General features: G+C 66.6%; 15 protein-coding genes and 1 pseudogene. 12 read left to right on the top strand and 4 right to left on the bottom strand.

Features of this window, described 5'->3' with window-relative positions; genetic code table 11:
• The first annotated feature begins 9 nt into the window (after positions 1-9).
• The 3 genes and pseudogenes from C7402_RS21910 to C7402_RS21900 all read left to right on the top strand — a co-directional run bounded on the left by C7402_RS21910 (position 10) and on the right by C7402_RS21900 (position 4,685).
• Entirely contained in the window at positions 10-912 is a 903-nt protein-coding gene (locus C7402_RS21910) for an ABC transporter substrate-binding protein (protein WP_116612079.1), read from the top strand.
• Positions 905-2,916, top strand: a pseudogene (gene fhuB, locus C7402_RS21905) (Fe(3+)-hydroxamate ABC transporter permease FhuB). Before C7402_RS21910 ends, fhuB begins: the two are co-directional and overlap by 8 nt.
• Positions 2,917-2,984: 68 nt before the next feature.
• Positions 2,985-4,685 carry a cyclic peptide export ABC transporter gene (locus C7402_RS21900; RefSeq protein WP_116612078.1) on the top strand — a complete coding sequence of 567 codons (1,701 nt, stop codon included), beginning with the start codon at positions 2,985-2,987 and terminating at the stop codon, positions 4,683-4,685.
• A gap of 59 nt (positions 4,686-4,744) precedes the next feature.
• Here C7402_RS21900 and C7402_RS21895 read toward each other — a convergent pair whose 3' ends face one another.
• Positions 4,745-5,536 (bottom strand): 3-hydroxybutyrate dehydrogenase, encoded by a 792-nt coding sequence (locus C7402_RS21895; RefSeq protein WP_116612077.1) that lies wholly within the window; start codon positions 5,534-5,536, stop codon positions 4,745-4,747.
• A 24-nt stretch (positions 5,537-5,560) separates the two neighbouring features.
• Positions 5,561-6,961: a GntP family permease gene (locus tag C7402_RS21890; RefSeq protein ID WP_116612076.1), complete on the bottom strand. Its 1,401-nt coding sequence runs from the start codon at positions 6,959-6,961 to the stop codon at positions 5,561-5,563.
• 347 nt (positions 6,962-7,308) lie between these two features.
• Here C7402_RS21890 and C7402_RS21885 point away from each other — a divergent pair, with 347 nt between their 5' ends.
• A complete protein-coding gene (locus C7402_RS21885; RefSeq protein WP_116612075.1) occupies positions 7,309-8,802 on the top strand; it encodes a sigma-54 interaction domain-containing protein in 1,494 nt (497 codons plus the stop codon).
• An 18-nt stretch (positions 8,803-8,820) separates the two neighbouring features.
• Here C7402_RS21885 and C7402_RS21880 read toward each other — a convergent pair whose 3' ends face one another.
• The gene (locus C7402_RS21880; RefSeq protein WP_116612074.1) at positions 8,821-9,741 is read right to left on the bottom strand and encodes a 3-hydroxyacyl-CoA dehydrogenase family protein; all 921 of its coding nucleotides are present in this window, start codon (positions 9,739-9,741) and stop codon (positions 8,821-8,823) included.
• 459 nt (positions 9,742-10,200) lie between these two features.
• On the opposite strand from C7402_RS21880, the gene C7402_RS21875 reads away from it, so the two are divergent.
• The 8 genes from C7402_RS21875 (at position 10,201) to C7402_RS21840 (ending at position 16,888) form a co-directional block, all read left to right on the top strand.
• Positions 10,201-11,244 (top strand): GGDEF domain-containing protein, encoded by a 1,044-nt coding sequence (locus tag C7402_RS21875; protein WP_116612073.1) that lies wholly within the window; start codon positions 10,201-10,203, stop codon positions 11,242-11,244.
• Between the two features lie 76 nt (positions 11,245-11,320).
• Positions 11,321-11,641: a DUF7673 family protein gene (locus tag C7402_RS21870; RefSeq protein WP_116612072.1), complete on the top strand. Its 321-nt coding sequence runs from the start codon at positions 11,321-11,323 to the stop codon at positions 11,639-11,641.
• A gap of 115 nt (positions 11,642-11,756) precedes the next feature.
• Positions 11,757-12,863: a helix-turn-helix domain-containing protein gene (locus tag C7402_RS21865; protein WP_116612071.1), complete on the top strand. Its 1,107-nt coding sequence runs from the start codon at positions 11,757-11,759 to the stop codon at positions 12,861-12,863.
• A 331-nt stretch (positions 12,864-13,194) separates the two neighbouring features.
• Positions 13,195-13,773, top strand: a complete 579-nt coding sequence (locus C7402_RS21860; protein ID WP_116612070.1) for a DJ-1/PfpI family protein — start codon at positions 13,195-13,197, stop codon at positions 13,771-13,773.
• Positions 13,774-13,784: 11 nt separating this feature from the next.
• Positions 13,785-14,195 carry a VOC family protein gene (locus tag C7402_RS21855; protein ID WP_116612069.1) on the top strand — a complete coding sequence of 137 codons (411 nt, stop codon included), beginning with the start codon at positions 13,785-13,787 and terminating at the stop codon, positions 14,193-14,195.
• Between the two features lie 63 nt (positions 14,196-14,258).
• The gene (locus tag C7402_RS21850; RefSeq protein WP_116612068.1) at positions 14,259-14,870 is read left to right on the top strand and encodes a tat (twin-arginine translocation) pathway signal sequence; all 612 of its coding nucleotides are present in this window, start codon (positions 14,259-14,261) and stop codon (positions 14,868-14,870) included.
• Between the two features lie 16 nt (positions 14,871-14,886).
• Positions 14,887-16,485, top strand: a complete 1,599-nt coding sequence (locus C7402_RS21845) for a GMC family oxidoreductase (protein ID WP_116612067.1) — start codon at positions 14,887-14,889, stop codon at positions 16,483-16,485.
• Positions 16,486-16,549: 64 nt separating this feature from the next.
• Positions 16,550-16,888, top strand: coding sequence for a ribbon-helix-helix domain-containing protein (locus tag C7402_RS21840; RefSeq protein WP_112171656.1), 339 nt, complete (start codon positions 16,550-16,552; stop codon positions 16,886-16,888).
• 12 nt (positions 16,889-16,900) lie between these two features.
• On the opposite strand, the gene C7402_RS21835 is transcribed toward C7402_RS21840, so the two are convergent.
• Positions 16,901-22,309: an AAA family ATPase gene (locus tag C7402_RS21835; RefSeq protein ID WP_116612066.1), complete on the bottom strand. Its 5,409-nt coding sequence runs from the start codon at positions 22,307-22,309 to the stop codon at positions 16,901-16,903.
• Positions 22,310-22,373: the final 64 nt, after the last annotated feature.

The raw sequence follows: 22,373 nt of genomic DNA, 5'->3' as shown, positions 1-22,373 counted from the left end.
GGGGCACGCATGGACCGGCGACAGATGCTTGGGCTGACGATCGCGGCGCTCGCGGGTGGATTCGGCGTGCACGCCGTTGCGCGGGGCGTGGCGCCGCCGCCCACGCGCATCGTGGCGATGGACTTCGGCCTCATCGAGATGCTGCTCACGCTGGGCGTGACGCCGCTCGCGACCTCGGTGCCGGACTGGTATCGGCGCACCAACGTTGCGCCACCTTTGCCGGAAGGCGTGATCGACATTGGCTTGCTGTATCAGCCGAATTTCGAGCTGCTCGAACAGTTGCGGCCCGATCTCTTCCTCATCACGCCCGCGCACGCTCCCATGCGCGGCCAGCTCGAACGCATCGCGCCGACGCTCACGCTCGCGCTCTCGGCGCCGGGCGTCGAGCCGTGGCGGCAGATCGGCGACGAGACCCGGCGGCTTGCGCGCAGGCTCGGGCGGGAGCGCCAGGGCGACGCGGCCATTGCGAGCGCCGAAGCGGCGCTTGCCGAGGTGCGCGAGCGTCTTGCGCGCCATGCGGACCTGGCGCGTCAGCCGCTATTCGTGGTTGAGTTCGTCGATGACCGTCATGTGCTCGCCTATGGACCGAACAGCCTGTTCGGCGATGTGATGACACGCGTGGGCCTGCGCAACGCGTGGCGTCACGAGACCAACGCGCGGGGCTATGCCGTGACCGATTTCACGCGTCTTGGCGGCGTGCCCGATGCGCGGCTCGTCTACATCGAACCGCTGCCCGACGCCGCGCGCGCGACGCTTGCGCATGGCGTGCTGTGGCAGAGCCTGCCTTTCGCGCGCGCGGCGCGCGTGACGGGCATGCCGAAGGTCTCGCAAGGTGGCGCGCTCTACAGCGGCGCACGTTTTGCGCGTCAGTTGCTTGAGACGCTGTTGCCTGAGGAGCCGCGCCATGCATGAACTTTCGATATCGCGCACGCCCGGCGTTTGGCGCACACGCAGACCCTTGTTTGCATTGATCGCACTGCTGATTGTTTCGCTCGGGTTCACGCTACGTGGCTTGTCGGCGAAACTGCCGCCCGCCGACTGGACACAGGCGATCTTCTCGCCCGACGCGGACAACATTCGCGAGATGGTCGTGCACTATAGCTGGCTGCCGCGCCTCGCGCTCTCCCTGCTGTGCGGCGCGGCGCTCGCGCTGGCGGGCGTGGTGTTCCAGCAGGTGCTGCGCAATCCACTGGCGGAGCCCATGACGGTGGGGGTGTCCGCCGGCGCGTATCTCGCGTTGCTGCTCGCCGCGCTCTGGGCCCCCGCGTGGATGCTCGCCTGGCGCGAAGGTATTGCGCTCGCGGGCGGCGCGCTCGCCATGCTGTTCGTCTTCGCGCTTGCGTGGCGGCGTGCGTTCGCTCCTGTCACGCTCGTGCTCGGCGGCATGATCGTCAATCTCTATTGCGGTGCGGTGAGCCTCGCGCTTTCCATCGTCTACGAGCGCTCGCTCACGGCCATGTTCATCTGGGGCGGCGGCGCGCTCGCCCAGCAGGACTGGCACACCACGCTATGGCTGCTGCCGCGCGTGGCTGCATGCGCCGCCTTGTGCGCCGCGCTCGTGCGCCCGCTCACGCTCGTGGGCCTCGACGAGGCGGGCGCGCGCGGCCTGGGCCTCTCGCTCACGCGCACGCGCTTTGTCGCGCTGGCGGCCGCCGTTGCGCTCACGGCATTCGTGGTCGCGGCGGTGGGCGTGATCGGCTTCATCGGACTTGCCGCGCCTGCCATTGCGCGGGCGTGCGGCGCGCGCCGCCTGCGCGACCAGCTCACGTGGGCGCCCGTCATCGGCGCCTTGCTGCTGTGGGTCACCGATCAGGCCATTCAGCAAGCGGGCGGACTCGCGGGCGAACTGCTGCCCACCGGCGCGGCCACGGCGCTGTTCGGCGGCCCGCTGTTGCTGTGGCTCGTGCCGCGCCTGAAGGCGCGTGCGGCGCCGCCGCTCGTCGAGAGCGCACCTTCGCGCGCGGCGCGCACGCCCGGTTCGACGCGCGCGCTGCTGCTCGGTGCGGCCGGCGCGCTGGTTGTCGCTGTGGCGCTCGCGGCGAGCTTCGGTCGTGGCGCGGCGGGCTGGCATTGGGCCGACGCCGCCGAACTGGCGCGCCTCGCGCACTGGCGCGTGCCGCGCATCGCGAGCGCGCTTGCGGTGGGGGCGCTGCTCGCGCTCGCGGGCTCGCTCCTGCAACGCCTGAGCGGCAACCCGATGGCGAGCCCGGAGGTGCTCGGCATCAGCGGCGGCGGCATGCTCGGGATGATCGTATTGCTTCTCGCGGTGCGCGCGCCCGGCGCCACGCTCATGTTCGCCGCGTGCGGCGCGGGCGCGCTGCTCACGCTGCTCGCCATGCTGGCGCTCGCGCGGCGCAGCGGCTTCGCCACTGAACAGCTTCTGCTCGCGGGCATCGCGGTCGGTGCGCTTTCGCAAGCCGTGTTCGGTCTCGTGATTGCGGGCAGCGGGCCCTACGCCCCCTTGTTGCGCAACCTGCTGATGGGCTCGACCTATCTCATCGACGGCACGCTCGCCTCGGCCGCGCTCGTGCTCGCAGTCGTGCTGCTCGCGCTCGCGCTGCTGTGCTCACGCTGGCTCGACATCTTTCCGCTGGGTGCGCCGGTCGCGACTTCGCTCGGCGTACCGGTGCGTCGAGCGCGCTTCCTGATCCTGCTGCTCGCCGCATTGTCGAGCGCGGCGGCGGCCATGATCGTGGGGCCGCTGTCGTTCATCGGCTTGATGGCGCGCATGTGGTGCGGCGCATGGGCGTGCAGCGCGCCGCGGCCGAACTGCTCGCGTCCGCCTTGTTCGGTGCGCTCCTGATGGTGCTTTCGGACTGGCTGAGCCGCAACGTGATGTTTCCCCAGCAAATGCCGGCGGGCCTGCTTGCGATGATCGCGGGTGGCTTGTACCTGATGCTTTCGCTCGCACGATAAGGTTCGACGCCGTGGCGACACCCTGTTAGGCATACTGAAATAACAAGACCCCACAAGGAAAAATTTCGATGCATCAATCGAAACAGGACGGCACGGAGACAGCGCCTCCCACGCACGTGCTGCGCGAAGCGCTGCGCCTGATCGGGCGCTTCTGGCCGCTCACGCTGCTCGCAACGCTGATGGGCTGCATTGGCGGCTTTTCCACAGCCTGGCTGCTCGCTGCCGTCAACAACGGTCTTCACGAAGCGGGCGGCGTGAGCGCGCATACAGCGTGGGCGTTCGCTGCGCTGTGCGCGCTCACGGTGGGCGGCAACCTGATTGCGGGCGTTGGCAACAGCGCAGTGGGCCAGAAGGTGATCGCGGCGCTGCGCAAGGACATTGCGGCGCGCATCGTCTGTGCGCCGCTCGCCGCGATCGAGCATCATCGCGTGCACCGGCTGCTCGCCACGCTCAACAGCGACATCGACTCGGTCAGCGCCTTTACCTACAATTTTTCGACGTACGCCATCGCGTTTGCCGTCACGCTCGGCTGCCTCGTCTATCTGTTCGTGCTTTCGCCCGTGCTGTTCGGGCTCGCGGCCGTTGCGATCGTGGCGGGCCTGCTGCTTGCGCGCTGGTCGCGACGCCGCTGGGACGACTACTACAGCCGCGTGCGCGAGTCGCAGGACGAACTGCAAAAGCAGTATCGCTCGATTACCGAGGGCGCGAAGGAACTGCGCATGAATCGCGCGCGCCGCCTGCGCGTGTACCGGGAGCAACTGGGTGGCGCGGTCGATCTCATCGCACTGCTGAAGACTCGCGCGATGACGCTTTACTGGCTACAGGACAGCGCCTCGATGCTGCTCTTCTTCGTGGTGATCGGCGCAATCGTCGCGCTACAGCCACGGCTTGGCGTCGAGCCAGCCGTGGTGAGCGGCTTTGTGATCGTGCTGCTCTATGTGATGGGGCCGATCCAGCAGTTGTCGGGCGCGCTGCCGGCGTTCGGCCAGGCGCAGGTTGCGTTTCGGCGCATTGCCGAACTCTCGGCGGGCTTCGCTCACTGCGAGCCCGACCTGCTGATTGCGCAGGGCGGCGAGCACGCGCATGCCCCTGCCTTCGAGCGCATCGCCCTGCAACGCGCGTCGTATGCGTTTCCCGCGCCAGGCGGCGCGCGCGGCTTTACGCTTGGGCCCGTCGACATGGAGGTGAGGCGAGGCGAGATCGTGTTCATCGTGGGCGAGAACGGCAGCGGCAAGACCACGCTCGTGAAGCTGCTGCTCGGACTCTATGCGCCGCAGGAAGGGGCGCTGCTGCTCGACGGCGCGCCCGTGAGCCACCATGACGTGGACAGCTTTCGACAGCTTTTTTCCGTCGTGTTCGCCGACTACTTCCTGTTCGACGATTTCGTGGCGAGCGATCCCGCAATGATCGCACGGGCGCAGGCGATGATCGAGCGCCTTGAAATCGCGCACAAGGTCAGCGTGGAAAACGGTGCGTTCACGACCACGGATCTATCCACGGGCCAGCGCAAGCGGCTCGCGCTCGTCCAGGCGATGCTGGAAGCGCGGCCGGTCATCATGCTCGACGAATGGGCGGCCGATCAGGATCCGACGTTTCGCGGCGTGTTCTACCGTGAGTTCCTGCCGGAGCTCAAGCGCCTCGGCAAAACGGTGATCGCCGTGTCGCACGACGACCGCTTCTTCGACGCCGCCGATCGCGTGATACGCGTGAGCGAAGGGCAAATTGTCGAAGTCATCGGGCAAGGGGCGGGGCGGCCTTCGGTGGCTTGAAGGTCGCCGCCGCGAGCGCGTGGAGGGACGCATCTCCCTCCACGTACAACGGCAGACGGTTACTGCGCGAGCCAGCCGCCGTCCACCTTGAGCTCCGCGCCGCGCATTTCGGCGGCCGCCTCGGAGCACAGAAACGCGGCGACGCCGCCAATCTGCTCGACGCTCGCAAAGCGCGCCGACGGCTGCTTTTCGCCGAGCAGTTTCAGCGTGGCGTCCTCGACGGAGATCGATTCGCGATGGGCGAGATCGTCGATCTGCTTCTGCACGAGCGGCGTGAGCACCCAGCCCGGACAGATCGCATTGACGGTGACGCCGCTGCGCGCCGTCTCCAGCGCGGCCACCTTGGTGAGCCCGATCACGCCGTGCTTGGCCGCGACATATGCCGACTTGCCGACCGAGCCGACGAGCCCGTGCACCGAGGCGATATTGATCACGCGTCCCCAGCCCGCCGCGCGCATGATGGGCAGCGCCGCGCGTGTGGCGTGAAACGTCGCGCTCAGATTGATCGCGATGATCTGATCCCAGCGTTCGATCGGGAAATTCTCAATCGTTTCGACGTACTGAATGCCCGCATTGTTGACGAGGATGTCGAGGCCGCCGAACGTGCTCGCCGCGAAGGCCACGAGCGCTTCGATCTCGGCGGGGCGGCTCATGTCCGCGTTGTGATGCACGGCGCGCACGCCGGTCGCTTCGATCTGGGCGAGTGCGGCCGCCGGGTCGCCGAAGCCGTTGAGCACGATATTGGCGCCCGCCCGGGCGAGCGCCGTTGCGATGCCGAGTCCGATGCCGCTCGTCGATCCGGTGACGACGGCTGTTTTTCCGGCGAGGGCAGGCGTGTTGAGGAGTTGCATGAGTGAGCCTCGTGTGAGTGCCGGTCAGACGATACCGGTGAGATAGAACACGGCGATGACGAAGAAGACGGCAAGCGTCTTGATGATGGTCACCGCGAAGATGTCGCGATACGACTCCCGGTGCGTGAGGCCCGTGACCGCGAGCAGCGTGATGACCGCGCCGTTGTGCGGCAGCGTGTCCATGCCGCCGCTGGCCATGGCCACGACGCGGTGGAGCACTTCCATCGGAATGTGCATGGCCTGCGCGGTCTTGATGAAGGTGTCCGACATGGCCGCGAGCGCGATGCTCATGCCACCCGATGCCGAGCCCGTGATGCCCGCGAGCGCGCTCACCGAAACGGCGGCGTTCACGAGCGGATTGGGAATCGCCTTGAGCGCGTTGCCGATCACGAGGAAGCCGGGCAGCGCCGAGATCACGCCGCCGAAGCCATACTCCGACGCCGTGTTGAGCGTGGCGAGCAGCGCGCCGCCCACCGCCGTTTTCGTGCCGGTCGCGAAGCGTTCCTTCACGCGGCCGAACGCCGTGACGATGACGAGCAGAATGCCGAGCAGCAGCGCGCCCTGCACGGCCCAGATGGCCACGACGCTCTTGACCGGCACGGTCACGGGCGCATGAATGCCGGGCAGCACATCGGGCGCGACGGTGAAGCTCTCGCCGTACCACTGCGGAATCCACTTGGTCAGCAGGAAGTTGGCGACGCCAACGAGCACGAGCGGTGCGATGGCGAGCAGCGGGTGCGGAAGGTTGCCCGTTTCCACGCGCTCCGGCTCGTTCTCGAGCGACGTGCCATAGCCTTCACCCTTGGCCATCGCGCTGCGGCGGCGCCATTCGAGGTAGGTGAGCCCGACCACGATGATGAAGACCGAGCCGATCACGCCGAGCCAGGGCGCGGCCCACGCGGTCGTCTTGAAGAACGTGGTGGGGATGATGTTCTGGATCTGCGGCGTGCCGGGCAACGAATCCATCGTGAACGTGAAGGCGCCGAGCGCGATCGCGCCAGGCATCAGGCGCTTGGGAATGTTGCTCTGGCGATAGAGTTCGGCCGCGAACGGATAGACCGCGAACACCACGACGAACAGCGACACGCCGCCATACGTGAGCAGCGCGCACACCGCGACGATCACGGCGTTGGCGCGCGAGCGGCCGATATAGCGGATTGCCGCGGCCACGATCGCCTCGGAGAAGCCCGATAGTTCGATGACCTTACCGAATACGGCGCCGAGCAGGAACACGGGGAAGTAGAGCTTCACGAAGCCCACCATCTTCTCCATGAAGATGCCGGAGAACACGGGCGCGACGGCGGCGGGATCGATCAGCAGGACGGCGCCCAGTGCGGCGATGGGCGCGAAGAGGATGACGCTGTAGCCACGGTAGGCCACGAGCATCAGGAACGCCAAAGCGGCGATCACAATCACAAAGGACATCTTGTCTCCAGTTGGTTTATTCGTGTGCAGGCACGTTTGCTTGTTCCGCGCTTCGAAGACGGCGCGACCGCGCTATAGAGCACGATATGTGCCAATGCGCGGCAAGCCTTGCGGGAGGCGGCGCGGCGAAGCTTGCGGCAGGGCGGGTGGCATGCGCCGGATGGTTGCGCGGGCAAGGTGTCTCAAATCCGGGACGGCCTGGGTGCGTGCGCACGCCGCCGACGTCAGGCGCATGTGAAATGGCCTTGAATATCAGGCATGCGGCGCATTCTCATTTCTGAGATAATCTGTCCCGAAAACGAGAATCCACGGGCCGGAACAGGCCGCGAACTGCCAAAAGACATCGAATGGAAATGGAAACGACCGCGCTGCTGGCCGACTACGACCACGTGCGCAAACTGGCGATGCAGTCGCTCTTTCAGTCGCTGGAAAACTTCAGCGAAGGCACCGTGATCGTCGATCGCAACGCGCGCGTGGTCTGGATCAACAAGCACTACGCGGCGCGCTTCGGGTTTGACGACCCGGCGGCGGTGATCGGCCTCGACTGCGAAAGCGTTATTCCAAACAGCATGATGCGCGACGTGGTGAAGGGCGGCGAACCCATCCTGCTCGACATTCTCGAAACCGATCGCGATCCGATCGTCGTCACGCGCCTGCCGATCAAGGACGACACCGGCGAAACGATCGGCGCGGTCGGCTTCGTGCTGTTCAACGAGCTCAAGGGACTGTCGCCGCTCTTTAGCCAGTACGCGCGGCTGCGGGCCGAACTCATCAGCACGCGCCAGTCGCTCGCGCAGGTGCGGCGCGCGAAGTACAGCTTTTCCAGCCTGATCGGCACCAGCGCCGTGAGCCTCGAAGTCAAGCGCCAGGCGCGCCGCGCCGCGCGTCTCGCGTCGCCGGTGCTCCTGCTTGGCGAAACGGGCACGGGCAAGGAGCTGCTCGCGCACGCCATACACGGCGCGTCCGGTCGCGCGGACGGCCCGCTCGTCACGGTGAACGTGGCGGCGATTCCCGACACGCTGCTGGAGCTGGAGTTCTTCGGCGCCGAAGCCGGCGCGTACACGGGCGCGGAGCGCAAGGGGCGCATCGGCAAGTTCGAGCTGGCCCAGGGCGGCACGCTTTTTCTCGACGAGATTGGCGACATGCCGCTCGCGCTTCAGGGCAAATTGCTGCGGGTGTTGCAGGAACAGGAATTCGAGCCGCTCGGGTCGAATCGTATCGTGCGCACCGACGCGCGCATCATTGCCGCGACGTCGGCGGATCTGCCCGCGCTGGTCGCGCAGGGCCGCTTTCGCGCGGACCTCTACTATCGCATCAACGTGCTCACGATCCGCGTGCCGCCGCTGCGCGATCGCCTCGCCGACATCGAAGCGATGGCCTATGCGATTCTCGACAAGCTATCGGTGGAAAGCGGGGCCGTGCATCTCGAACTCGACCGCGACGCGCTCGCGGTGCTGTGCGCGTACCATTGGCCCGGCAACGTGCGCGAGCTGCGCAACACGCTGGAGCGTGCCGTGCTGCTATCGGAGAACGAGCGGATCGACGCGCGTTCGCTCGCGCGCTTCATCGGTGACGGGCGCGACGATCGCGATGAGCGCAACCCGCTCGACTCTCGCGCCGGACAGCAGACGCCTCACGCGCCGCTCGCCACACCGCTTGCCGCGCCGCCGGATCAAGCCGATGCACCGCAATATGACGAGGCGATGCAGGCGTTCGAACGGCGCTTTCTCACCGACGCGCTGCGCGCGGCGGGCGGTCACGTGACGAAAGCCGCCGCACAGATCGGCATGGCGCGCGCGACGCTATACCGTCGCATCGTTGCGCTGGGTATCGAGGTTTGATGGCGCGCCTTCGCGCCATCAACCGCCTGCAATGAGCTTGCGCCGCGCGGCCTTCACGCGCGCGAAATGCGCTTCGTCCCAGTCGTAGAAGCCCGCGCCGCTGCGCACGCCCACGCGGCCCGCACTGACTTGCGCGCGCAACAAATCGATCACGTCTTCGTCCTTCGCGAGTTCGGGCATGAGGTGCGAGGAGATGTCGACGAAGGTGTCGAGGCCGCCCATGTCCGCGCTCTCGAACGGGCCGACGATGCCCCAGCGGCGGCCAAGCGACGCCTTCATCACGCGATCGACCACCTCGGGGCTCGCCGCGCCCGAGCGCACGATGTTGAGCGCCTCGCGCAGCACCGCGAACTGCAAGCGGTTGCCGACGAAGCCCGGAATCGCCTTGGCGAGCACAACGGGCTCCATGCCGATCGCGCGCATGAGCGCTTCCGCCCGTGCGGTCACCGCGGGCGTGGTGGCGCTTCCCGGCACGACTTCGACGAGCGGGATCATGTGGGGCGGATTCCAGAAGTGCGCGATCACGAAACGCTCGGGCGCGGCCAGCGGCTGCGCGAGCAGGTCGGGCTCGAAGCCGCTCGTGTTGCTTGCGAGAATCGCATCGGGGGCGAGCACCGCGCCGAGCTGCGCATAGAGCCGGTGCTTGAGATCGAGCACTTCGGGCACGGCCTCGAAAACGAACTGGGCGTCGGCCATCGTGTCGAGCGACGCGCTCGTTTCGATACGCGCGAGCGCCGCCGCGCGAGCAGCCGCGTCGATGCGGCCCGCATCGATCAGCTCGTCGAGCACGGCTTCGGCTTTTGCCGCCACGCTTGCGAGCCGCGCGGGATCGACGTCATGCACGATCGTGCGCAGGCCGTGCAGCGCACACTGTGTAGCGATGCCGACGCCCATCAACCCTGTGCCGACCACGCCCGCCACTGTTACCGTTTCGTTCATGCCTTGCGTTCTCCATGCTGTTTCTGATCCGGGGCCGACAGCATAGCGCTTCGTGCGCGCGCATGCGACGCAAGCCTCGACGCTCGTGTAAAGCCCGCTCTTTTGCGGGTGGTCCACGATTGAATAAAAACAATTCCTGTTGCATATTAGGTTCTGTCGATTAATCGACTCAATTTTTTCTCGCCGGGAACGCCGTTTTGCTGAAAACCGGCCGAAGCGAAGAAGGATAAAACGGCATGAAATCGTCAAAACCTGCTACGCTAAAGCGCACGTCAACCAGGCTTGCGGGTCTTGTACCAAGGCGTTGCCGGCCGTACCGCAGAGCAGGGTGACGCTGTTGCGCGAGACTCATGCGCCCCCGTTTTATCCGCTTTCCGAAGATTGAATGATTCGTCGATCGACATTGAATGGCTGTTTAACTAAAACGCGGTTTCAATTGCTTTACGGTGAATCACCAGTATGGATGAGCTACTTGAACGGCTTTCGCAAAAGGTTGTGTCGGCGAATAATCTTGAAGGTCTCGTGCGGCCGCTGCTCGAGATGCTTGGGATATTGACCGGACTCGAGTCGACATACCTGACTTCGGTGGATTTCGGCCGCGAGGTGCAGACCGTCCTTTATTCGCGCAACGAAGGCAACGCGCAGATCACGGAGGGCTTGCAGGTCCAGTGGTTTGACACCTTGTGCCAGCGCAGCCTGGAAAGCGGGCGGCGCGTCGTGAGCAATGTGCGCGAAATCTGGGGCGATTCGCGCGCGGCCTCCGACCTCGAGATCTGCACGTATGCGAGCGCGCCGGTGTGTGCGGAAAGCGGAGCGGTGATCGGCACGCTATGCGGTATCAGCCGGGAGAGCCTGGAAATCAGTTCGCGTGCGCGCGGTGCGCTGAACGTGTTCGCCAAGCTGATTTCGGAGCATATCGAGCGCGAGCGGCTCATCGAGCAACTCACGCTTGCCAACGAGCATCTCGCACGCCGCGCGCTCATCGACGAAATGACGGGCCTGCCGAACCGGCGCGCGCTGCATGAGGAACTCGGTCGCCTGATGGCAAGCGCCGCATCGGACGGCGCCTATGTTGCGGTTTGCATGATCGATCTGGACGGCTTCAAGGAACTGAACGATCGACGGGGTCATGCGGTCGGCGACCAGTTTCTGCAAACGTGCGCCGAACGGCTGTTGACGGCGACCTCGGGCAAGGGGCTTCTCGCGCGCATTGGCGGCGACGAGTTCGCGTTCGTTGCGGCTGCGTCCGCCGACTACGATGAGGCTGCGAGCCTGGCGGAAGTCATCGCCGGGAGCATAACGGCCGTGACCACGGGCGACTACATTTTGCCGAACGTTCGTCTGCATTACGCGGGGGCGACGGCCGGCTGCGTGGCGGTGCGCTTCGCCACGATCCAGCAGGCGCTCGATCAGGCGGACCAGGAGATGTATCGCGTCAAGCGTTCGCGTCACGCCGCACGCGGCGGCAAAAGTACATGGACATTCAACCAGGGCAGCGCGTGACGGTTGCGCGCACCGGTCCAACAACAACCGCCGGCAGGCTGTTCGCACTGTCGCACCGATCGCCTACGGGGGAGCCATGCGTCCCGAAGTGGTGCTGGATACCGAGAAGCAGGCACTGCAACGCCTGCTGGACATCGCGCGGGGCAATACGGGCCAGGCCCTGCGCGTGGCCGACTTCCTGCTTGCCTGGTGGAACCCGGCGGCCTGCGGCCGCTACGATCTGACGACGGCGTGGAGTCTTGACGACGACATTGTGGATGACGTGATCACGGTGTTTCGTCTTGCGTCGCGCGTGAAGCGCTACCCCGATGCGCTGGGCTATGGCGCGCAGTTCGAAGCGGTCGTGGCTGCGTGGCGGCCGGAACTCGTGCACGAAGAACGCGACGCGCCGCGTTAAGCGGTCAAGCGCAGGAGAAGCGCAGGTCAGGCGGCGCGCAACGTTCACCGGCAATGGAAAGTTGCCGTGGCTACCCGTGCCGCAGCACATAACCAAGACTGAATATCAATCAGCAATGAGCACGGTATTGAACGACGATTCACCCCACACGTACGACGTCGTCGCGACCCCGCCCGGTCGCCTGTTGCTGCCGCCGGAACCACCCACGCTCGCGGCCGGCATCGTCCACAGCAGTTTCAGCGTTCAAGGAGACGCGCGCCGAAGCTTTCTGGCCTGGCAGGAGCGGATGAGTCCCGTCTACGACATACGGCCTGCGTCGAAGCAGCCTGAAGACACGTTCGACGCATCGCTGTCGCGTTACACGATCGACGACATGAGCCTCTTCGACTTTCGCACCGGACCGAACGTGGCGGTGCGATCGTTGGGCCGGGTGTCGACAGAGAGCATTCGCGACATCACGTTCAGCGTGTTTCTGGAAGGACAGCCGGGGCAGTTCCTGGACGCAAAATCGCGCTCGCAAGCGGCTCAGTCGTTCCCCACGCCGCACACGCCGTCCATTCTCGCGCTGGACATGGACCAGCCGTGCACGATCCGGAGTTTCCCCGGCCGGATATTGCTCCTGTTCGTGCCCCGCGCCCTGGTGGAAAGATCGATTCCCGATGCGGCCTCGCTGCATGGTCGCTGGGTTCACGCCAACACGCCGCTGACGCGTCTTCTGATCGAGCAAGTGGTGGCGCTCAGGCTAAGCATCGTTGGATTGAGCCAGGCGCAAGCGCACGCGTCCTTCTTGACGGCGGTCGAACTGGTCCTGGCGGCTTTCAGCCGTCAAGCTGGTCTTGCCGGTAACGCGCGCGCCGCGGTGCGCGCGGCGGCATACGGGCAGGTCCGGCGATACGTCGAGGCCAATCTGCATGATCCGGGCCTGTCGCCCGATAGCGTGCTGGCGTCACTGCATCTCTCTCGCGCCAGCATGTACCGCCTATTCGAGCATGAAGGCGGCCTGGCCGCTTATATCCGCAACCGCAGGCTGCGAATGGCGGCTGATGAACTGGTGCGCTTTCCTCATGTGGCGATCCGCGACATTGCCGCGGGGCTGGGTTTCAATGATGCGTCCAGCTTTACGCGCGCCTTCCGCCGGGCCTTCGACGTCGCGCCGCAGGAGTTGCACGAGTACGCGCCGTTGCTCCATCGCGGGTACGCGGAGCGCGTGCGTTTCAAATAGCGCCTGCGCCGCTCTCCACAAACGCAATCAACGCCCGCACGCCCGCACGCCCGCACGCACGCACGCACGCACGCACGCACGCACGCATCGGCTCGGTGAAATCCCTGGCTCGCATTTAGCCAGGTATTACCTGCTCGGGCGCTTCAGTCGCTACATTGCTTCCCAACGGCCGCCATCGCGGCCGGGCAACGGCGACCCCCACAATGTCCCCGCAAGAGCGGCCCATGCCGATCTCGACCCGTCCCCGCGCGCGCTCCGTGCGGCGCATTGCGGCTTGCCTGCGCGAGCGTCTCGCCCCCATTCCATCACGCAAACCGAGAGGAAACGAAACATGTCCAAGCGCATTCTCATCATCGCCGGCGACTTCGTTGAAGATTACGAACTGATGGTGCCGTTCCAGGCGCTTGCGGCCGTTGGCCATACGGTGCACGTCGTCGCGCCCGACAAGCGCGCGGGCGACGCCATCCGTACCGCGATCCACGACTTCGAAGGCGATCAGACCTACACCGAAAAGCGCGGCCACAACTTCACTCTGAACGCCGACTTCGCCTCGACGAATCCCGCCGACTACGACGCGCTGCTCGTGCCCGGCGGCCGCGCGCCCGAATATCTGCGTCTGAACGACACGGTGATCGAGTGGGTGCGCCATTTCGCCGAAGCGAAGAAGCCGATCGCCGCCGTGTGCCACGGCGCGCAACTGCTGGCGGCGGCGGGCGTGATCGAAGGCCGGCGCATCGCCGCGTACCCGGCCTGCGCGCCGGAAGTGAAGCTCGCGGGCGCGCAGTACGCCGCGCTCGACTGGCCCGACGCGATTACCGACGCGAACTTCGTCACCGCGCCCGCATGGACCTCGCACGCAAACTGGCTCGCGCAGTTCCTCGCGCTGCTCGGCACGCGCATCACGCATTGAAGGAGCACGACGTGGCCAAGCTCATTCACACCATGATCCGTGTGCGCGATCTCGAACGCTCGCTTGCCTTCTATGACGCGGTGCTCGGCATGACGCCGAGCCATCGCCTCGATTTCGACGACTTCTCGCTCGTGTATCTGCGCAACGCCGAAGCCGACGCCGAAATCGAACTCACCTGGAACAAGGGCCGCGAGACGCCGTACACGCATGGCGACGGCTATGGCCACGTCGCGGTGGTGGTCGACGATGCGCGCGCCGAGCGCGAGCGCCTGCTCGGTCTCGACGCCGGCCTTGGCGTCGCGCCGAAAGATTTGCGCGAGTTCAGGAACGACGCGGGCGAGTTGCTCGCACGCTACTTCTTTATCGAAGACCCCGACGGCTACAAGATCGAGGTGCTGGAAAAGCACGGGCACTATCGCTAGCCCGGCACCTGCCCGCGCGTAAGGACGCCAACAGTCCGCGCGCCAACATGGAAGGAGACGACGATGACAGGCAAGACCATAGGCATTGCTCTCGATGAGCGGGCGGCGGGCCGCACGCGTGCGCGCATCGCGCTCACGCGCCGCGAATGGCTCAAGGGCACGGGTATTCTGATCGGCACGCTCGCGGTATCTTCCTCGCTCGCGGTGTTCGCCCCCAGCCGCGTGTGGGCGCTCGAACTCCAGCATCTCGACACGCATCAGGGCGCCGTACTGCTCGCGATGACAAAGCAACTGTTCCCGCACAAGACGCTCGACGACGCCGTGTACGCGCTCGCGGTGAAGGATCTCGACGCCAAGGCGCAGGGCAGCGCGGCCGTGCGCAAGCAACTCGCCGATGGCGTGCAGGCGCTCGACAAGGCGGCCCCCGGCGGCGACTGGACGAAGCAGTCGGGCGACGCGCAGGCGCGCGACGTCGCCGCCATCGCGGGCACGCCGTTCTTCGAGACCGTGCGCAGCACGGCCGTGGTGTCGCTCTACAGCAGCACGCTCGCGTACCAGCACTTCGGCTATGGCGCGAGCGAGGGCGACGGCGGCTATCTCTTCAAGGGCTTCAACAATCTCGCGTGGCTGCCTGACCCGCCCGCACAGGACAGCGGCCCTGTTCCAGCGGCGTGACTTCGGGAGACCCAACATGGCAACGACTCAAGGCAGCACGCAAGGCAGCAAGCGTTTTTCGCTCGACGACAGCCATGTCGTCGTCATCATCGGCTCGGGTGCGGGCGGCGGCACGCTCGCGAACGAACTCGCGCAAAAGGGCATCGACGTGGTCGTGCTCGAAGCGGGCGGACACAACACCCAGGCCGATTTCAAAACGGAAGAGTGGGACGCGTTCAAACTGCTTTCCTGGCTCGACACGCGCACGACCTCGGGCACCTGGCGCGTCGCGAAGGATTTCCCCAATCTGCCCGCGTGGATCTGCAAGACGGTGGGCGGCACGACCACGCACTGGGCGGGCGCGAGCCTGCGCATTCAGCCGCACGAATTCAAGGCGCGCACGACCTACGGCGCGATCGACGGCGCGACGCTGCTCGACTGGCCCGTCACGCGCGAGGATCTCGATCCGTACTACGACCGCGCCGAGAAAAAGATGGGCGTGACGCGCACGAACGGGTGGCCCGGCCTGCCCGGCAACAACAACTTCAAGGTGATGTTTGCGGGCGCAACCAAAGTGGGCTATCGCGAGTGCAATACGGGGCACATGGCGATCAACAGCGTGAATCGCGACGATCGCAGCCACTGTTACCAACGCGGTTTCTGTTTTCAGGGCTGCCGCTTCGGCGCCAAGTGGTCCACGCTCTACACCGAGATACCGAAGGCGCTGGCAACGGGGCATATGGAATTGCGCCCGCGTTCGCATGTCGCGCGCATCGAGCACGACGCGCACGGCAAGGTGAACGCCGTGCTCTATTACGACGACAAGGGCAAGCTGCAACGCCAGAGGGCGCGCGTGGTGGCGGTGGCGGGCAATTCGATCGAAACGCCGCGCCTGCTGCTCGCCTCGGCGTCGAGCCGCTATCCGAACGGCCTTGCCAATTCGTCTGACCAGGTGGGGCGCAACTACATGCGCCACACCACGGGCTCCGTGTATGCCGTGTTCGAGGACAAGGTCGAGATGTACAAGGGCACGACGATGGCCGGCATCATCGAGGACGAGGCGCGCTTCGACCCGAAGCGCGGTTTCGCGGGCGGCTATCACATGGAGACGATCTCGCTGGGCCTGCCGTTCTATGCCGCGTTTCTGAATCCCGGTGCATGGGGCGCGGATTTCACGCGCGCGATGGATGCGTATCCGTACACGGCGGGCATGTGGATCGTTGGCGAGGACATGCCGCGTGCGAGCAATCGTGTTACGCTCAATCACGGCGTGAAGGATCAGTACGGCCTGCCGGTCGCCAACGTCCATTTCGACGACCATCCCAACGATCAGGCCATGCGCGAGCACGGCTTCAAGCAGGGCGCGGCCGTGTACGACGCGGCGGGTGCGAAGACCGTGTATCGCGTGCCGCCTTACCCGTCAACGCATAATCTCGGCACGGCGCGCATGAGCGCTCGCGCGCAGGATGGCGTGTGCAACAAGTTCGGCCAGGCGCACGATATGGCGAACCTGTTCATTTCGGATGGCAGTCAGTTCACCACCGGCGCGGGCGAGAATCCCACGCTGACCATCGTGACGCTCGCAATCCGCCAGGCCGACTATATCGCCGGGCAGATGAACCGGCGCGAAATCTAGTGGCCGCGCGTCGCGGCGCGCCAGAGGCGCCGCGACGCAGCCACACTTCAATGAGGTTGACCGCATGTGCAATGTTTATGTCAACGCCGATCCGATCCTGTATGAATCGCGCACGCGCGCGCTGCGCATTCATGGCGTCGTGACCACGGTGAGGCTCGAAAATCTCTTCTGGGACGTGCTCCAGGAAATCGCCAACCGCGAGAACATGACCACGACCCAGTTCGCCGTGAAGCTCTACGACGAACTGCTTGCGCTGCGCGGCGAGGAGCCGTTGAATTTCGCGTCGTTCTTGCGCGTGTGCTGTTTGCGTTATCTGTCCACGAGCGCCGCGCGCAACGAGGCTGCGGGCGACGTGCCGCGCAATGCCGCGTTTCAGCCCCGAGTCGTGAAAGCGGCCGTGTGAGCGCTCGCGCGCTTACTGCGTTTCTGCGCTCAACGCATCCTGGGGCTGCGTTTGCATCGTGTCGGGCGCATTGAGTGTTGCATCGCGCACGTGGCGCCCGCCAATCCATTCGTCGAGCCAATAGGCGCCGTGCTGGTGCCGCGCGATGCCATTGCAGCCTTTCACGAGCAGGCTGCCGTCCACGAGATCGCTCAGGCCGGTGATCGCGCCTTGTTCGTGGATCGTCCAGCACGCGCTCGCGCGGCGATCCGGATCATCCGGATCGCCGTTTAACCGAAAGACGCTATCGCTCACGGTGACGCTGGGCTGCCCCGTGGTCATGCAGGCGAGCGGAGTGCTGTCGCGGTACACGCGCGGCTGGCTCGATGGATCGAGCAGGTCGTGGATGGCGATGCGGTCCCTGCGTATCTCGACGATCGTGTGCGCGTCGGCGGTCACGGCGAAACGCGTGTCCTCCCATACCTGGTCGTCAAGCGTACGGATCGGGCCGCCCGTTTCATCGAACACGCACCAGCGTGTCGCGCCGAATACGGCGAAAGCGGGGCGCGGTGGTGCGGTGGGGCATGCCGTCGCGCCTTCGGTGTCCAGATCCACTGGCGGGCGCGCATTGCGATCGATCGCAGGCAGGCCGCTGAGCCTCGTTTTCCGCCCGGCGGCGCGATCGATCACGTCCACGTGCTGCTCGTCGCCGCGCCGCATTTCAGCGAAAAACCGCCGCTCGGTTCCGGCGCTGATGCGCGTGAGCGCAAACCCGCGCGCAGGCACGCCCTCCACAAGCCGCTCAAAGGAAGCCGCGTTGTAAAGCGCGTAACGGGATGCGGACGCGATCATCAAACTCCCGCGCGCCACGACCGCCTCGCGAATCTTGCCGCCTTCGATCGTCAGTGTGTGCAGGCGCTCGGCGTTTTCCGCCCAGATGTGGACCGCCTCCTTACCGATCGTGGCGAACCGGCGGCCTTCGAGCAACTTCACGTCGAAGACCTTTTCTTCGCCAGCGCAGAGGATCTGCGGCGGGTCTTCCCGGTCGAGTCGCACGAGCGACGCGCTGCCCTGGTGCACCAGCACGATCGCATTCGCGCCGATCGCGAAGCCTTTGGCGTGGTCGTCGCCGGTCAGCGACAACATGCGATGTCCGACACACGCGCCGTCGTCCAGGCGATAGGCGAGCGCATGCAGGCATTCGGCATTTGTGTCTTCGTACAGGCACACCGCGACGTCGTCGTGCAGCGTGACGTGGGTCTGGTTGCGCACATCGTGGTCTTGCGGGAAGGCCAGCGTGGCTATGCCGTCCGCGTCGAGTCCTTCGCCACGCCGTTTCCAGAACGACCAGCAGATGTCGCTGTCGTCCCAGAGCAACAGGTGGTCCGGTGTGAGCAGTCGTGCCTCGGCAAGGTTGCCTGAGTTAGGCACGCGCATGAGCGGTTCGCGGTCGGCGCAGCGCCACAGCACAGCGTCCTGATCGTCCTCCCAGGTGAGCGCGTGCGCGTCGCCCACCTGAAGGCCGCCGCAAATACGCGGAGGCGGCGCGACATACGCGCAGTCGAAGCGCACGAGCGTCGACCAGATCGCGACCAGCACGGTGCCGTCGTCGAGCGGGCGAACCGCGTCGACCCATGTGCGGCCGTCGAACACGGCGCGCGGCTTGCCCGTGTGGGGTTCCCACGTGCGCACCACGCCTTCGTCGAGCGCCCACGAGACGATCGTGCCGTCGGGCAGGTCGATCGCATCGTCGATGAAATGGGCGTGCCCTGTCATGCGCGCCACGACGCGGCCGTTGATCGGGTCGCGGCGTTCGAGGCTCCGGTCGGCGTCGAGCCTGCGGTCGCGCCAGAAACGTTGAAGGAGCATGCCGTCGCGGCACAGCGACATGCCGGTGATCTTGCCGTCGCCGGGCCAGTCGGCTAGCAACACGCCGCCCGCCGACCAGCGGCGCAGGGCGTGGTGCTCGTCGTCGCTGTGCCAGTCGCAGAGTTCGCCGTTGGGCAGGCGCAGCACGCCCTGGAAAAAGTATTGGCCTTCGTCGGCGCTCACCGTTGTCGTGCGGCGCGGATCGAGCACGGCGAGCGCGGGGCGGCCGGGCCCGTCGAGCACGACGATGCGGCCGTCCTCCAGCCAGAGCGCCGCGCTGCCGTCGCCGAGCGAGGTCGCGCTTCGCACGGCGACCGGCGCGCCGGACGGCCCGGAGGCGTCGCCGGTAGCTTGCGCCACGAGCGGCGCGAGTTCCTGCGACTCGCCGTTCCACGCGATGCGCGCGGGGCCCTCTGCGTCGGCACTGCTCCAGCTCAGCACGCGCGGCGATGTGGCAGAACCGGTTGCGCTCGCAACGATCAGGTCGCCGCCGTCGAGCAGGCGCAGCGTGTCGGCAGTTTCGACGTTCCAGAGCCAGCGCTCCACGACATCCTCTTCGCGCCTGGCGCGCACGATCACGCGTTGCGCGTCGAACGCTTCCAGATCGGCGTAGTCGCCGCCGTGATCCAGCCGCGCGTGGTGCTGGAAGTCCGCGATGCGACGCGACTCGACACACTCGCCATAGGTGATCGCAAGGTAGTCGGCGCCGCAGCGGACCATGCCCTGCAACGGCGCGCCGCCCGCGTCGAACACGCCCGTGCAGGCGCCGTCGTCAAGCGACCAGATGCGCAGTGTCCCGTCGAGCGAGGTGCTGGCGATGCGAGCGCCGGGCAGTTCGACAAAGTCGGTCACGCTGTTACGATGCCCGTGCAGTTCGAGTTCGACGAGGCCGCTTTCGAAGTCCCAGATGCGCACGAAGGTGTCGTACAAGCCGCGGCGTCCTTCGAATCTTTCGGTATCCTTATCGGCGTCTGGCGCGTTGCCGAGCGTGGCGAGCCGGCCGCCTTCCAGCACGCGCAGGTACTCGAAGCTGCGGAAGTTCGCATAAGGCTCGGTGGAGGAAAAGCGCGCGCGCACGGCGGGCGCTGAGGCGTGTGCGGCGCGCTCGCGCAGGCGGAACCAGCGCCAGTCGCACGCGCCCGAGGCCAGCCAGCGATCGGCGGCCATGCCCGGCACGCTGTCCACGGCCTCTTCCGCGGCGAGCTGGAGCAAGATGCGGTGCGCCGGCCAATCGTCGCGCGCGTGTTCGAGCAACGCCGCGTTCGAGCGCAAGAACGCATGCCACGCGCTCAACGAGGCGGGAACGTTCGTGAGCGCCGCACGGGCCGCCGCGAAACTGTCGAGGAGATCGGGCAAGCGCCGCGCGGCGCATGCGGCCAGCAGATAGGTCAGGTCCGTGAGCGTGGCGGCGGCCGCCTCGGGGTCGCCCGCGGCGTTGAGTTGCCAGACCTGTTCGGTGAAGCGGCGCAGTGCGCGCGGTTCGTCGTTGAGCGCGGCTTGCAGTAGCGCTTCGCCCTGCGGCGCGGCGAACAGCGCGGCGATGCGGTGGCGGCACGCGTTGCGCCGTGCGTCGCCCACGCGCGCGAGCGCCGCGCTCGCGAATTCGCGGTGAAAATACGTGCACAGCAGGCTGCCGTCGACACGCTTCTCGGTCAGCCAAGGTGCGAGATCGAGCCGCAAACGCGACCCAATGACGGGCGGCAGGCCGTTCGCCTCCACGTCCCATGCGTAGTAGCTGCCCGCGCGGAATTCCTCGACCACCTCGGGCGTCGCGGCAAGCAGCCGGGCAAGTTCGGCTTCGCTTAGCCCGTGGCGGCTCGTGGCCAGATAGCCGAGCGCATGTTCGAGCAACGCGCGTGGATGACGCGCGCTCAACGCGTCAAACGTCGCGCCGATCATCGCTTCCAGTGTTGGCGGCAACGGCGCGGGCGTGGCGGCGGCGTGCCAGCCGGCCGCGCGCTCGAATGCGAGCTTGAGCCAGAGCGGCAGCGGGCACGCCGCGAAGCCGTCGAGCACGGTAGCGCGCTGCAAGGGCGTGAGCGTGCGTGCGCGGCTTGCCAGCCAGCGCGTGAGCAGACGGTCGGCGTCGGTGTGCGCAAGCGGCGCGAGCGGCAGCGAGTCCGCGCGATCGGGCACGGTGAGCGTGTCGCGGCACGAGAGCAGCACGCGCACGTGGCGCGGCAGATTGGACGGCAGCCACAGCAGCATCCATGCGCGGTCGCTGGCGGGAAACTGGTCGAGCGCGTCGACGATCAGCACGATGGGCCGCTGCGCGCTCGCGCGTTCGAGCCGCGCGGCAAGGGCGGCTTTCGGCGACTGCGCGACGCTCGCCTCCATTTCCGGCGGCGGTCCGCCGAACCGATGATCCAGTTGCGCGCAGAGATCGGCGATCATCGAGGCGAGCGCGCTGCTGGCGGCCGTCGTGCCGACGAATCGCGCTACAGCAACACTGCCCGCAGGCGGGTTGGCGCACGCCGCGGCCAGCACGCTCGACTTGCCCGCGCCGCCCGCGCCGGTCAGCACGAGCGGGAGGCGCTTGCGTTTGGACGGCGCGAGATACCGCGCGATCTGTCCGAGCACGGCGTCGCGACCGGTCAGGTCGCGCGCGCGTTCGGCCGCAAAGTGCGCATGGGCGGCGTTCTCGACATCGAGCGCGCTTCTTTGTTCGAGCGCGCGCATTTCCGCGCGAATCAGCCGTAGCAGGCGCGTGAGCACGTGCCGTGCGAATGCGTGGAGATAGGCCGCGCGTTGCGGGCTCTCCTGGGCGAGCGTATCCAGGGAAAGCGAGCGCCCGCTCACGAGCACCGGGTCCACACACTCGCGCACCTGCGCCTTGAGCGCGACGAGTTCGTCGTGCGTGGCGCGGTCGAGCGCGCCGTCTTCCAGGTAATCGGCGAAAAGCGTGGCGGGCGGCTGCGCCGGATCGATGCGCGCGGGCAGTCCGTCGAGTTCGCGAAACCAGCCGATGACGTGATTGCTCGCGTCGGGATGCGCGAACACGCCTTCGACGATTTCCTGGTGCGTCGCGCCGCCTTCGAGCTTCAGGCGCACCGGCGTGTCGCAATGCCGGGCCGCGAGGCGAAAGTGTTGTGCGAGGCGTCGCTCCAGCGCGGCGGCCTGCGCGTCGCCGCCGGCGCATGCGGCCAGCGCGTCGGTCGCCTTGAGCATGTAGCGCGCGGGCACGGCGTTATCGTCGCGCAAATAGGCGAGCGCAAGATCGGCGCGCGCCGGTGCGTCGAGCGTCGACGTGATCGCTTCGTACACCGCGAGGGGCAGGCTGTCGGGCAGTGGTCGCCAGCCGTAGCGGTCGCCGAGCAGGGCGAGGAAATTCGGGCGTGGCGACAGCAAGCGGCTGCGCTCGATTTCGGCGAGACAAATCTGCATGGTCTGCCGGTCGCGCGCCTGTTCGTCGCCAATGCCCCAGCGTAAATCGATAGGTTGAAACGTTGCGCCGTGGCGCTCGCAATAGCGCCGCACGCGCGGAAAGACCGCATTCTGAAGCACGGCGCGCTCGAACTGAAAGTCGCTGAACGTGGAGCTGACGAAGAGGCGGAATATTTTTGTGCCGAGCATGGGGCGCACCGAGTTTCACCGGGATCGCGACATTCTACGGGCAGTCAGCGTTGCGGTCGTCCCT

Origin of the sequence: Paraburkholderia unamae, from assembly GCF_003096875.1 — a bacterium.
Lineage (GTDB): Bacteria > Pseudomonadota > Gammaproteobacteria > Burkholderiales > Burkholderiaceae > Paraburkholderia > Paraburkholderia unamae.
Note: the sequence above shows the minus strand (reverse complement) of the source record. Positions and strands in the feature narration are given on the sequence as shown.